Source organism: Lysinibacillus sp. G01H (assembly GCF_028872195.1).
Taxonomy (GTDB): Bacteria; Bacillota; Bacilli; order Bacillales_A; family Planococcaceae; genus Lysinibacillus; species Lysinibacillus capsici.
This window is the reverse complement of sequence record NZ_CP118397.1, coordinates 3,844,252-3,856,917: the sequence shown is the minus strand read 5'-3', so window position 1 is coordinate 3,856,917 and position 12,666 is coordinate 3,844,252. Positions and strand designations below refer to the sequence as shown.

General features: G+C 37.5%; 14 protein-coding genes. 8 read left to right on the top strand and 6 right to left on the bottom strand.

What is annotated here, in order from left to right:
- Positions 1-156: 156 nt before the first annotated feature.
- A complete protein-coding gene (locus tag PSR12_RS19625; RefSeq protein WP_004230848.1) occupies positions 157-666 on the bottom strand; it encodes a hypothetical protein in 510 nt (169 codons plus the stop codon).
- A gap of 15 nt (positions 667-681) precedes the next feature.
- Positions 682-1,371, bottom strand: a complete 690-nt coding sequence (locus PSR12_RS19620; RefSeq protein ID WP_274770207.1) for a B3/B4 domain-containing protein — start codon at positions 1,369-1,371, stop codon at positions 682-684.
- Positions 1,372-1,430: 59 nt separating this feature from the next.
- Between PSR12_RS19620 and queG the strand changes: the two genes are divergently transcribed.
- Positions 1,431-2,561 (top strand): tRNA epoxyqueuosine(34) reductase QueG, encoded by a 1,131-nt coding sequence (queG, locus tag PSR12_RS19615; RefSeq protein ID WP_274770206.1) that lies wholly within the window; start codon positions 1,431-1,433, stop codon positions 2,559-2,561.
- A 500-nt stretch (positions 2,562-3,061) separates the two neighbouring features.
- Complete coding sequence (gene trmL / locus PSR12_RS19610) at positions 3,062-3,535, top strand: tRNA (uridine(34)/cytosine(34)/5-carboxymethylaminomethyluridine(34)-2'-O)-methyltransferase TrmL (protein ID WP_221681111.1); 474 nt, start codon at positions 3,062-3,064, stop codon at positions 3,533-3,535.
- Between the two features lie 38 nt (positions 3,536-3,573).
- Here trmL and PSR12_RS19605 read toward each other — a convergent pair whose 3' ends face one another.
- Positions 3,574-4,419, bottom strand: a complete 846-nt coding sequence (locus PSR12_RS19605) for a VOC family protein (RefSeq protein ID WP_221681113.1) — start codon at positions 4,417-4,419, stop codon at positions 3,574-3,576.
- Between the two features lie 391 nt (positions 4,420-4,810).
- On the opposite strand from PSR12_RS19605, the gene PSR12_RS19600 reads away from it, so the two are divergent.
- Both PSR12_RS19600 and PSR12_RS19595 read left to right on the top strand, forming a co-directional pair.
- Positions 4,811-4,981: a hypothetical protein gene (locus PSR12_RS19600; protein ID WP_004230831.1), complete on the top strand. Its 171-nt coding sequence runs from the start codon at positions 4,811-4,813 to the stop codon at positions 4,979-4,981.
- A 79-nt stretch (positions 4,982-5,060) separates the two neighbouring features.
- Complete coding sequence (locus PSR12_RS19595; protein WP_274770204.1) at positions 5,061-5,891, top strand: aldo/keto reductase; 831 nt, start codon at positions 5,061-5,063, stop codon at positions 5,889-5,891.
- A 41-nt stretch (positions 5,892-5,932) separates the two neighbouring features.
- Here PSR12_RS19595 and PSR12_RS19590 read toward each other — a convergent pair whose 3' ends face one another.
- Both PSR12_RS19590 and PSR12_RS19585 read right to left on the bottom strand, forming a co-directional pair.
- Positions 5,933-6,772 carry an RluA family pseudouridine synthase gene (locus PSR12_RS19590; RefSeq protein ID WP_221681114.1) on the bottom strand — a complete coding sequence of 280 codons (840 nt, stop codon included), beginning with the start codon at positions 6,770-6,772 and terminating at the stop codon, positions 5,933-5,935.
- Positions 6,773-6,826: 54 nt separating this feature from the next.
- The gene (locus tag PSR12_RS19585; RefSeq protein ID WP_221681116.1) at positions 6,827-7,252 is read right to left on the bottom strand and encodes a disulfide formation protein C; all 426 of its coding nucleotides are present in this window, start codon (positions 7,250-7,252) and stop codon (positions 6,827-6,829) included.
- Between the two features lie 189 nt (positions 7,253-7,441).
- Here PSR12_RS19585 and PSR12_RS19580 point away from each other — a divergent pair, with 189 nt between their 5' ends.
- Positions 7,442-8,557: a GAF domain-containing sensor histidine kinase gene (locus tag PSR12_RS19580; protein ID WP_004230825.1), complete on the top strand. Its 1,116-nt coding sequence runs from the start codon at positions 7,442-7,444 to the stop codon at positions 8,555-8,557.
- 12 nt (positions 8,558-8,569) lie between these two features.
- Entirely contained in the window at positions 8,570-9,217 is a 648-nt protein-coding gene (locus PSR12_RS19575; RefSeq protein WP_004230823.1) for a response regulator, read from the top strand.
- A 48-nt stretch (positions 9,218-9,265) separates the two neighbouring features.
- Here PSR12_RS19575 and PSR12_RS19570 read toward each other — a convergent pair whose 3' ends face one another.
- The gene (locus PSR12_RS19570; protein ID WP_221681117.1) at positions 9,266-10,387 is read right to left on the bottom strand and encodes a response regulator; all 1,122 of its coding nucleotides are present in this window, start codon (positions 10,385-10,387) and stop codon (positions 9,266-9,268) included.
- Between the two features lie 549 nt (positions 10,388-10,936).
- Between PSR12_RS19570 and PSR12_RS19565 the strand changes: the two genes are divergently transcribed.
- Both PSR12_RS19565 and PSR12_RS19560 read left to right on the top strand, forming a co-directional pair.
- Positions 10,937-11,863 (top strand): helix-turn-helix transcriptional regulator, encoded by a 927-nt coding sequence (locus tag PSR12_RS19565; RefSeq protein ID WP_274770201.1) that lies wholly within the window; start codon positions 10,937-10,939, stop codon positions 11,861-11,863.
- A 65-nt stretch (positions 11,864-11,928) separates the two neighbouring features.
- On the top strand, positions 11,929-12,666 hold the full coding sequence (locus tag PSR12_RS19560) for an effector binding domain-containing protein (protein WP_221681124.1): 738 nt from the start codon (positions 11,929-11,931) through the stop codon (positions 12,664-12,666).

Sequence of the window (12,666 nt, the reverse complement as noted above, 5' to 3'; positions counted from 1 at the left end):
TCAAGTTGTTTTGAGTATGGCCATTGCTTATAGTTGGTCATTAGTCATCGGTCATACAGTAACAGGTAACTTGTTATTGGTTTTTAACTAATTAGCTGAAAAGCTAGATTTGAAAACAGCACATCCAACTCGGGTTGGAGTCTCACCGTCCCGAGTCTAGAAATAACGGGAATCGTCAAAGTTAATTTGAATACTGTAATTTTTTGAATTGATAAGATTAGATAGTTTATGTGCATCTTTTTCAAGCTTTGTAGCTCGTTCTCGATATTCATCTGGCTCATACAAAGCGATTTCATATAACATTGTATTTTCGCCATAGCCAAATCTTACACTCTCTTTTTCTCGCATACTGAAATCTTTACACAAATCAGCCTCGGCACGAAGTTGTGTTGCTAGTTCGATGGCTTCTACTAGTGCTAGCTTTTGCCCTTTAAAGTCTACTGTGTTTTGGATGTTTGCTTCGTAAACTAGGCGGTCTAATGTACGAGTATCTAGGCGAACTTGGGCTAAGTCAGCTTCAATAAGGGGGAGTGCTCGATTACTTGTTTTAGGAGCTTGCCCCTTTTCAACTGTTACAAAGGCACTGCGATGTAGTTCGTTTACTAGCTCTTGAGTTTTCTTTCCTAAAATACTTTTTAGTTTAACAGCTTCTGCAAGATTAATCACGAAAACACGTCCTTTTTATAGTGTTATAGATGGTACATCATTTGATATAATTGCGATTTGAAACTGTCCACCATGAATTTGATTGAACATTTTCCCAGCTGACGCAAGCAGTTCGTTCGCTGCGTCATTTGTTAAGGAAGGGCGGAAATAAAAAATATGTAAAGCATCAGTTGTTTCCTCTGTGACAGCCGTGCGTTTAGAATCAACAAAAGGTGAGCCAAATGCTCCTACCTCATCACGACTGTACAGAATATTTTCTAATGTGTTAAAGCGCCCATTCAAACCTTCATAACCAATCTCGTCATGACCAAGATCAATTGCTACAAACCCTTTGATTTGAGCAACATCATATAGACCAATTGGCATTTCATATTGGAGTGAAAAGAAATTATTTAAATCAACACCTGAATGAATTGGCGTTAAATAGTTTTGCTTACTAATTCGACGCATAAGGCTTTCTGCTGAGTGACGATAACGGTTTGGATCAGCACCAAGCTTTTTCCAAACTTGTCTCCATTCTGCAATACCCTCACGCTGTGCTACAGGAAGTTCCTGCATTTCAAGAAAGAGATTTTCCTGATACAATTGCATACGCCCTTTAATCATTTGAGGGGATTCCGCTACAACAATTTTGGTATAATGAATAATGCCGAATTTTAGCTCGGGATGTTGTGTTAATAGAGTTGGGTTAATGGAAATTTCCAATGAACATCACCTACTTTATCTATTTCTAATATTGTACCATGTAAGGAGTTGGAAATAAAATGAACATACACGACCTACAACGTGATTTTGTGGCATATGCGATGTCCATTGGTGTTGATAAAATAGGTTTTACAACAGCAGCTCCCTTTACAGAATTAAAAAACAGATTGCGTCGCCAGCAGGAGCTTGGCTATCAGTCTGGATTTGAAGAAAGTGATATTCAAAAACGTACAGAACCCCTTCGATTATTAGATGAAGCAGAGAGTATTGTAGCAATAGCTGTCGCTTACCCTTCACGTATGCAAAATGCACCAATTGGTAAAAGGGGTGCGCGACGTGGAATTTTCTGCCGTGCTTCATGGGGTGTCGATTATCATACAGCATTACGTGAGCGTTTAAAGCTATTATCCGCTTGGCTTGAGGAACATGTCAAAGGTGTACGTATTGAATCAATGGTTGATACAGGAGCCCTTGTAGATCGGGCTGTAGCTGAGCGTGCAGGCATTGGGTGGAGCGGGAAAAATTGCTCGATTATAACGCCTGAATTTGGTTCCTATGTGTATTTAGGAGAGCTCATTACAAATATTCCATTTGCGCCAGATAAGCCAATGGAGGATGAATGCGGAGATTGTCGACTGTGCTTGGATGTTTGTCCAACGGGAGCCTTAATTCAAGGTGGACAATTGGATGCACAGCGCTGTATTGCTTTTCTGACTCAAACGAAGGGAACATTACCAGATGAGTTTCGTAGTCATATCGGTAATCGACTCTATGGATGTGATACATGCCAGACAGTATGTCCTAAAAATAAAGGGAAAATTAACTGGATACATGAAGAATTTATACCAGATCCAGAGCTAGCCAAACCATTATTGACACCGCTTTTAACGATTTCCAATCGAGAATTTAAGGCGAAGTATGGTCACGTCTCCGGCTCATGGCGTGGAAAAAAACCTATCCAACGTAATGCCATCTTGGCACTTGCTCATTTTAAAGAGGAAGCAGCCATACCAGATTTGATTGCTCTACTTCATAAAGATGACCGTCCTGTCATTCGAGGCACAGCCGCATGGGCTTTGGGTAAGATTGGCGGGGATACAGCTCAAACTGCCTTACATGAAGCAGAAGCTACCGAGCAGGATGAAGAAGTGCTAAGTGAAATTTATAAAGGGTTGCAGTTTTTTAAGTAAGATTGGATCTTGGGACAATTGGTTAACTACAGTTCAATGTAGGAATGAAATCAATTGATTGGAGTCCCTACGATTGGGAGAAGAGTCGCTCCAAAAGAAGAGGAATCCGCTCAAACCGAGAGAAGAACTGCTCTAAAAGAAGAGAGAGCCGCTCAAACTGGGGGAAGAGCCGCTCCAAAATAAGGGAAGCCCGCTCAAACCGTGAGAGAAGCCGCTCTAAAAGAAGATGAAGCCGCTCAATCTGAGAGAAGAGTCGCTCCAATAGAAGAGAAATCCGCTCTAAAAGAAGAGAGATCCGCTCACCCCGAGAGAAGAGCCGCTCTAAAAGAAGAGGGATCCGCTCAACATGAGAGAAGAGCCGCTTCTAAAAAAAGAAGCATCGCTCCAAAATAAGAGAAACTCGATCAAACCGGGAGAACAACGGCTCCAAAAGAGTCAGACTTCGTTAAACTCTAAAAAGAGCTAACTTAAAGAAATATTTAATAAGGAAGTGTGTCGTTATGCCATTGCATATCGTTTTATATCAACCAGAAATACCAGCCAATACGGGGAATATTGCACGTACCTGTGCGGGTACTAATACATCGCTCCATTTAATTCGTCCGCTAGGTTTTTCTACGGATGATAAAATGCTGAAACGAGCGGGCTTAGATTATTGGCATAGTGTAAATATTGTCTATCATGATTCACTTGAGGATTTTATAGAGTACTCTAAAAACGGAGATGTTTATTTAATCGAAACATACAGTGATGAGCCGTTTACGAAAAATGATTTTAGTAATCAAGACCGAGATATTTATTTTATGTTCGGAAAAGAAACTACAGGTTTGCCGAAGGACTTTGCTTATGAACGCCGAGATATGTGCTTACGTATTCCACAAAGTGATCATGTGCGATCACTTAATTTGTCCAATACGGCTGCGATTGTTATCTATGAGGCATTACGTCAACAAGGATATCCAGGTTTACATTAAAAAGCAGTTCTCCGCTTGTGAGAACTGCTTTTTTCATTCTATAACTTTAATAATATAACATTTCCCGCAGGATCCTCTGTTTGGAACCCTCCGACGATTTCTGTAACAGGTGCACCTATACCACGAAGATTATCTATCATAGTTGCCGCTTGTTCTTCGTTATCTAAACGTAATGAGAACGTTTTTAAGCCAACTTGATTTTCTCCAAGCTTTGGTGCATTCTCTGAGTGCCAAGTATTTAAACCGATATGATGATGGTAACGGCCTGTAGAAATAAATAATGCTTGGGACCCATAGCGTGTGACAATATCATAACCTAATCCCTTTGTATAAAATTGCTCAGCTTCAGCCAAGTTGGAGACCGATAAATGAATATGACCCATTACTGTGCCAGCAGGCAGACCAAGCCAGTTTCCATCGCCCTCTTCTAAAATAGAACGAATATTGAGTGGTTCTGTCACCATATGCACCTGATTGTTATGCCATGCCCATTCACTTTCAGGACGATCTGAATAAATCTCGATTCCATTATGATCAGGATCATTTAAATAGAGTGCTTCACTTACAGCATGATCAGAAGCCCCAAGATAAACACTTTTTTCGCGAAAATGAGAAATGACATTAGCTAAGTCACGTCGACTGGGTAATAATAGGGCGAAGTGATAAAGTCCTGTCGTCATGCTAAGCTTATCTTCCACGGTTTTAGGCTGAACTATAGTTAATAGAGCTGTTTCACCATCGGCAGTTAACGTAGCTTTATGTGAATCTTGTTGTAACACTTTAAAGCCAATAATTTCTTGATAAAAGGTTAAAGAGCGGTGTAAATCACTCACTTTTATTTCAACATTCGTTACATATGTGTTAGGTTTTTCATGAAAATGCATATAGAATACCTCCAAATAGTTATCTTTCTTCATTAAGTTACTTTATGTAAGTTAGTTTATTTTAAAAATAAAGGAAAGTCAAGTATTTCTATTGTTCCACAAAAAAAGAAAATCACTAAGCTTTTCTAAAAGCTTAGTGATTTTCTTGAACTATTATTTGTCAGCTTTGTAGTCGCCTTCGTATCCAGCAGTGAAAATAGCTGTTAAGAAAGCAACTGTTACACCAATGATTAATAATAATTTCATGGAAGTAACCCTCCTCATGTTATAAAGAAATCTCTTTTTAGTATAGCCTATCTACTTTAAAAATGAAACGACATAGCAGAATAAAATATGTCAGAAATGGTTCAAACAGCTTGATATCGGGAAAACTAAAAGTGAGGTGATCAGTATGGAAAAAAAGGTGCCAAATATTGAAAACGGGACAATGGTGAGAGATATGAAAGAATTAAAAGATTTGGGCAAGCAGATGGAGCATTTACGTGATGGTCTAGAGCTTGCGGAGGATGAGCGAATCGCTGATCCAATTCAATTGGAAGATGTTGAACAGAAGAAAAAGTAGTTTATAAACCAGCCGCTTTATTTTTCTTAAATCCAATTTTTTGTATAATGGAACTAGGATAAGAAAGGGGTTGTGCTTTTTGAATTTACAATCAACGAAAACATTATCAAATGGTGTAGAAATGCCTCGTTTTGGCTTAGGTGTTTACAAAATGACAGAACGTGAGGAAACATTACAGGCTATTGATAAAGCACTTCAATACGGTTATCGAGCTATTGACACAGCATCCTTATATGGGAATGAGGTAGAGGTAGGAGAAGCTATTCGTCATTCAGGCATTCGTCGTGAAGATATTTTTGTTACAACAAAAGTATGGAATAATGACCAAGGATATGATGCAACATTACGTGCTTTTGAGGTTTCGCTAAAGAATTTAAATATGGATTACCTAGATTTATATTTAACACATTGGGCTGTCCCTGAAACATTTGAAGAAACATATCGAGCTATTGAGCGCCTTTACGATGAAAAATTAATTCGCGCAACAGGTGTATCGAATCATCATGAGCATCATTTAGAAAGAATATTGGCTAAGGCAAATACTGCACCAATGGTTAATCAAGTGGAGGTACACCCATATTTACAACAGAAGCCATTAAGCGCATTTTGTAGTGAGCATCAAATTGCTGTTACTGCATGGTCTCCACTAGGACGTGGTGGTGTACTTGCTGATCCTACCATTATTGAGATTGGGAAAGAAATCGATAAAACCCCTGCTCAGGTGGTACTGCGTTGGCATTTACAAAATGATACACTCGTTATTCCCAAATCCGTAACACTGAGCCGAATTGAGGAAAACGCACAGATTTTTGATTTTGAATTAACCCAAGATCAAATGGAGAAAATGGCAACATTAAATCGTAACCAACGATTTGGACAAGATCCTGATCATTTTAAATTTGATTTTTAAAAAAGAGTAAATCCCGCACTCCAATAGAGGCGGGATTTTTCTTATTGCTCGTCCTTGACAATAATACGTTGATTTAAAAAAGGATGGTCAAATTCTAATTGAATGGCATGCAGTTCGTAGTCATCATTTGCTGTTTCTCGTGCACCATACATTGTATCTCCAATAATTGGATGGCCGATATAGGCTAAATGCACACGAATCTGATGTGTTCGCCCAGTCTCAAGTATGAGATGAACGACACAGGAATTTTTGTAACGTGCCACCACTTCATAGTGTGTTACAGCATGCTGTCCAGTTTTGGACACAACACGTCTTGTGGCATGGTGTCGGTCTTTGCCAATTGGTTCAGCAATCGTTCCCGAAGACGTTCGTAAATTACCTTGCACCTCTGCTGCATACGTACGAATAATGGTTTTTTCTTCAATCATTCGATCGAAAATGGACTTTGCTAAAGGGTGCTTTGCTACCAGTAATAGGCCCTGTGTCCCTTTATCAAGACGATGAACATGTTCAGCATAAATGCCACCTTGTTCTTTGATATGTGCCATAACATGGTTCATACATGTATGTGTATCACGAGCATCATTAGGATGTGTTGCCATACCTTTTGGCTTTGATACGATTAAACAATGGTCATCCTCATAGACTACATCAATAGCACATACAGGTGTTGGTTTGTAGCTAGAAGTTGGAACAGGAAACGTAAATTTGATTATTGTTCCAGTTTGTAAAGGTGTATTCCATTGAATCAGCTCATCATTTGCCAATGTGATGGCTTTGGCCATACGCAATTCATGAACGAGTTTTTTACCAAGTCGCCACTGATTACGTAGCAATTCTTCCACACTTAAGTTATCTTCAGCAATTTCATAATGAAACATAGATCTTCCTCCGTAGAAAAAACCGTATTCCAAAGGTAGAACACGGTCTTCCGATTATTTTGCAGCTTTAGAAGCTTTTATTAAATAAAAGCTTGCCCCTGCGATTAAAATAAATGCAGTTAATGCTAAAAACGGAATAGTAATAAAGCCTAACCAATTAATATATTGTCCTGTACAAGAAACTGCGCCACAGGAGGGAGCATTTTCAGCTAAAAAGCTAAGCTTTTGAATTCCGTAATGATAAAGTGAAATACAGCCGCCAATCACAGAAAATACAGCTGTTGTGACAGCAATACGCGCATTTTTTTGTATAAATGCTACTGTCGTCATAATAACAATTGGGTACATAAAAATACGTTGAATCCAACATAATTTACAAGGTTCATAATGACGAATCTCAGAAAAATATAATGAACCTAACGTTGCTATAGCAGAAACAATCCAAATAAATAATAAGCCATTTTCTTCTTTTTTAGACATATTCAATCTTCCCTTCATAAACCATGTCCTTGTTCGATTATAGTGGTTCTAGTTTTATATGTAAATCAACTTACACAAAATAAGGTATATGATGAATTTCAGTCTAAAGTATGAACGGTGGAAGCAGACGCTTTCAATAGCTTAATGGTATCATTAACAATAGTAATGCTAAAGAAGAGGTGTGTTTTCGTGAGGGAGAATGAGCATTCCAATATCAGTATTTTAAAAGAAATTGCTGAACTATTAAATGAAGAAACTGAAATTGTCACAATGCTAAAAGGTGCGCTCATCAAGTTTTTAAATGGCACCAATTTTGAAACAGGTTGGATTTTTTTTATTGATGCAAAGGGGCGTTCAGAACTTGTTGTCCATGAAAATCTACCAGAGGCATTGGAATATAACAATTGCCATTATTTAAAAAAGGGCGGTTGTTGGTGTGTATCGCGTTATCGTAATGAAGAGCTAAAAAAAGCCTCTAATATTATCGAGTGTCAGCGTATTGAAAGTGCCATAGCCGCAAATGTTGGGGATCATGAAGGCATCACGCATCATGCGACAGTACCCCTTCAATCTGGACAAGAACGTTTTGGCGTATTAAATGTCGCATCTAAGGATACAGTGCGCTTTTCAGAGGAGGAGCTTGCTTTATTAGAATCAGTTGCCTTTCAGATGGGTTCAGCTATTAAGCGAATTTTACTGACAAAGCAGGAGCAGGAAATGGCACTTGTGAAGGAACGTAATCGCCTAGCCCGTGATTTACACGATTCAGTCAATCAACTACTCTTCTCGGTTACGTTAACAGCTAGGGCTGGCATTGAAATGACGGATGATTACGAAGTGAAAGAAACATTTAAAGAAATTCAGCATTTAACACAAGACGCACTTACAGAGATGCGTGCGTTAATTTGGCAATTGCGACCTAAAGGATTAGAAAATGGTTTACTTGAGGCCATGAAAGTATACGCTGAAATGCTTGGCTTAAAACTACATGTTACAGTTTCAGGCGTATTGCAATTTCCCTCACGTATTGAAGAAACATTATTTCGCGTAGCCCAAGAGGCGTTAAATAATGTACGTCGCCATGCAGGTGTATTAGAGGCAGCATTGTATATTACTGTTACATCAACAGATATTTTGTTGGTTATTCGTGATGAGGGGCGAGGCTTTGTCATTGACAATAATACAAAGTTGCTTTCGATGGGCTTACAATCTATCAAGGATCGTGCAAAATCAGTGGGTGGAACTGCCGACTGGGTAAGTGAAATTGGCAAAGGTACGGAGCTGCTAATCCGCTTGCCATATTAAGGGGGAGAGGACATGATACGTGTATTAATTGCAGACGATCATCACGTAGTACGTAGAGGACTACTGTTTTTTTTAAAGACACAAAAGGATATTGAGGTTGTTGGAGAGGCAAAAAACGGGCACGAAGCTGTTGCATTGGCAGAAAGCATTCAACCAGATATTATCTTAATGGATTTAGTCATGCCTGAAATGGATGGCATTCAGGCGACTAAACGCATCAAAGCGAAGTTTCCACAAATAGAAATTTTAATGCTTACTAGCTTTTCTGATCGGGATCATGTGGTTCCAGCAATGGAGGCAGGAGCGGCAGGCTATCAGTTAAAAGATATTGAGCCAGATGAATTGGTTTTATCCATTCGTCGTATTATGCGTGGTGAAAACACTCTACATCCTGAAGCAACGACAACGCTTGAAATGGATCGTCAGGAGTCTCAGAATGCACCCCATTTATTAAATCCGCTGACACCTCGTGAGCAGGATGTGCTAGCAGAGCTTACAAAAGGAAAGAGTAATCGGGAAATTGCATCCTCACTCTTTGTCACAGAAAAAACAGTGAAAACCCATATTTCGAATATTTTTACAAAACTTCAAGTACAAGACCGTACACAGGCAGCGCTGTATGCTGTTAAGCACGGGCTAACTGAAGGTAGTGGGATGTAAATAAACGGCGAGCTTCTACTCACATAGAAGCACTCGCCGTTTTTTACATTATTTATGTTGAACAAATAATTTTTTAGATATCTCTAATAATGTAGAACTTGGCGTTAGTGCTAAATCTTCCTCTAGTTTTTGTGTATATGTTTGAAAAATTTTGAGTGCCTGTTCATGAAGCCCTGCCTGTATTAACGTATATAAATAGTGCTCAAGTTTTTGTTCATTATAGGGATCATACTCTATTAATGCATGTAAAAATTCCATAGCTCTTTCAGTATCTGAAAAGACCGTTGTTTGAAACCCTTTTTCTAATAGCTCTATGTATGATTTCATTAATTTATCTTTATAGGCAGTTGACCATTCATAATCATCAAAAACAAATAAGCCATTCTTATAAATAGAAAGACATTGATTGATCAAAGAAATAGAGGGAAATTCAAGTCTTGAAAAATCTTCATGAAGTTTTTGAAAATCGTATAAATCACATACGATATTTGGCTTTTCAAAGATATAGTATTTATTTGAAAAGACAATACAGTTTTCGTAGCCAATTGTATTTAGCGTTTTCCTTAAATAAGATAGAGCTGTATGAAGATTTGATTTGGCCCGTACATAATCTAAATCTGGCCATAGAATTTCAATTAAATAATCTCGATGAATCGGTATATTTGGATGCAAAATAAAATAAGCAAACAATTCTTTTGTCTTTTCTGTTTTAAATGCCACTAAACTATTGTTACTATAGACGGCAAATTGATCGAAGCATTGTACATTTAATACAGTTTGTGTAGCTTGTTGAAGCATTTGCTGAATTGAAAATTCATGCTCAATACGGGCTACAGTTTTTTCTAAACGTGCATGACTGATAGGCTTTAATACATAGTCGAGACTGCCAATTTCATAGGCTTGTAATGCAAATTCATGATAGGAGGTAATGAAAATTACACTGACTTGTGGACGTTCCGTTTTGATAATATCAGCAACTTCAAGTCCTGATAATTCTTGAAGTTTTACTTCTAAAAAGATAGCCTCAAATTCCATAGTTGGTAGTTCATTCAGAAATACTTCTACGCTTGTAAAGGTTTGAATCACCTGAATTTGTTGAAAGGCATGTAGTTTATTTTGAAAATAATGTAAAGCTAACGGTTCATTGTCTATTAAAACGGCTCGAATCACATCAAACTCTCCTTTATACAATTAAATTAAAAACATTAAACTCTAGTTCATTTTGGGTGAAAAGGCTTCCTATATATAGTGAAGGGCAAGAAAAGTGAAAATCACTCAATATTAAAAATTTGATGCCAGAAAAAAGCAATTTATGTTGTAGTTCTTTCACGGGTGAGAGTCAATGAATCCCGATGTGTTTGTCATATCGCGTCAAATCCATTCAAAGAAAATTTCGCCGTTCATTATATAGAAGATAAAAGTTTTTTATGTTGTGTTAAGAGAATTGAAATAATTGCTTAGGCGTTAAAATCAAACTATTCTTATACAAAAATGAAACAACATAGTATTGTTAATGAAAGTTGTATATGGGCATAATCCTTGTTTTTTCTTTTATTGTTAAAATAGTATAATTGTTGTAACAATAATTAGGCGTTATTATAGTACATTTGTCTTAAAAAATACTCAAAAAGTACTTAAAAAATACTTAAAAAGATAGGTTATTAATTAAAATAGCAGTATATATAGGAATAATGGGATGGCAAGAAAGGAGATTTTACCATGAAATTAGAGAGACTTCTAACCATGACGATGATATTAATCAACCGTAAAAAGGTTAAGGCACAGGAATTAGCAGAGTTATTTAATGTTTCGATTCGTACCATTTATCGAGATATTGAAACATTGAGCTGTGCTGGTGTACCTGTTATTAGTCAGCAAGGCGTAAACGGTGGCATTAGTTTAATCGATGGTTATCGCGTTGATAAGCAAGTTTTGACGAAGGATGAGCTCACGTCGCTTTCTATTGCGATTAAAAGTGCTTTGACTACCTATGAAGATTCCCACGCTGAAGCAGTGCTCGAGAAAATAACGAGTATTGCTGATGATCATGTAAAACAATCAATGGACCATCTATTTGTTGATCTTAGTCCATGGGGACCAAATGCTCTCTTTAAAGAGCATATTACGATGCTTAAGACAGCTATAGAGAATAATCGTTGTATAAGCTTTCATTATTCTACTACTTATGGTGAGCAGACAAGACGAATAGTCGAACCACATACAATTGTTCAAAAAGGGAAGATGTGGTATTTGTATGGCTATTGTACATTAAGAAAGGACTTTCGTTTATTTAAGCTTGCGAGAATGAAACATTTGTTTCAAGCTGATTCTACCTTCGAGCGTAAGGAAGTGAATTTAAGTGAACTCCCTTGGGGTAAAGAATGGCATCGACCGCAAAACGTAGTCGATTTGGTCATTTCTTTTGATAAAGACATTACAACATTGGTGGAGGAATCCTTTGGTGCAGAACATATAGACCATGAACAATCTATGATTCATATATCTATACCCGAAGATGAATGGCTTTATGGATTCTTGTTAAGCTTTGGGCACCGCATTAAAATTATGGCACCACTTTATATAAGAGATATCATTCAAAAACAAGCTTTAGAAATTGTTCAATTATATAAAAATCTAGATAATTGATGACAGACAGTTGTCAGGTTTCCTTTGCTATAGTAAGTACAAATAAAGCGAAAGGTGGAATGACGATGCAAAGATATTGTCAAAGCTGTGGTATGCCTTTAGTAGAAGAGGCATTATTGGGTACTGAAAAAGAAGGGGAAAAAAGTCAGGATTATTGTACATATTGTTACGAGGGAGGCGAGTTTAAACAACCCCAGTTAACAGTAGACGAAATGATTGAAATTTGTGTACCGCATCTTATGCAAGATGGTATGCCAGAAAATGAGGCACGTAATATGCTGACTTCCTTTTTGCCAAATTTAAAACGATGGAGAAAAAGTGAGTGGCGGGAACCAAAAATAGTTGAATTAAACGCATTTAAAATCGTAGGTATTTCAACTCAAACAAGTAATGCCAATGAAATAACAGAGCAAGCTAAAATTCCGCAATTATGGGATCACTTTTATCAGCAAAATATTACGGACCAAATAGCCGAGCAAAAAAATGGTCATGTCTATGGTTTGTATTCAGACTATGAGACGGATGTGAATGGTAATTATACTCTTACACTCGGAGTAGAAGTAAATAATGATGACATTCAAACCGATTTAGTAGTAAAAATGATTCCAGCAGCTAAGTATCTAGTTTTTACATCTGATAAAGGCGTGATGCCTGAAGTTGTCATTCAAACTTGGCAAGAGATTTGGGCATGGTTTGCAAATTCTAAAGTTGAACGAACATATACAGGCGACTTTGAACTGTATGATGAACGATGCGCTAATCCACATGATTCACAAGTGGATATTTATATAGCTATTAAATAA

Bases quoted from the DNA above. Each gene is read 5' to 3' on its own strand.
- PSR12_RS19590 (WP_221681114.1), bottom strand. From the start codon at position 6,772: ATGTTTCATTATGAAATTGCTGAAGATAACTTAAGTGTGGAAGAATTG.
- PSR12_RS19560 (WP_221681124.1), top strand. From the start codon at position 11,929: ATGCAAAGATATTGTCAAAGCTGTGGTATGCCTTTAGTAGAAGAGGCA.
- queG (WP_274770206.1), top strand. From the start codon at position 1,431: ATGAACATACACGACCTACAACGTGATTTTGTGGCATATGCGATGTCC.
- PSR12_RS19585 (WP_221681116.1), bottom strand. From the start codon at position 7,252: ATGTCTAAAAAAGAAGAAAATGGCTTATTATTTATTTGGATTGTTTCT.
- PSR12_RS19565 (WP_274770201.1), top strand. From the start codon at position 10,937: ATGAAATTAGAGAGACTTCTAACCATGACGATGATATTAATCAACCGT.
- PSR12_RS19600 (WP_004230831.1), top strand. From the start codon at position 4,811: ATGGAAAAAAAGGTGCCAAATATTGAAAACGGGACAATGGTGAGAGAT.
- PSR12_RS19575 (WP_004230823.1), top strand. From the start codon at position 8,570: ATGATACGTGTATTAATTGCAGACGATCATCACGTAGTACGTAGAGGA.
- PSR12_RS19605 (WP_221681113.1), bottom strand. From the start codon at position 4,419: ATGCATTTTCATGAAAAACCTAACACATATGTAACGAATGTTGAAATA.
- trmL (WP_221681111.1), top strand. From the start codon at position 3,062: ATGCCATTGCATATCGTTTTATATCAACCAGAAATACCAGCCAATACG.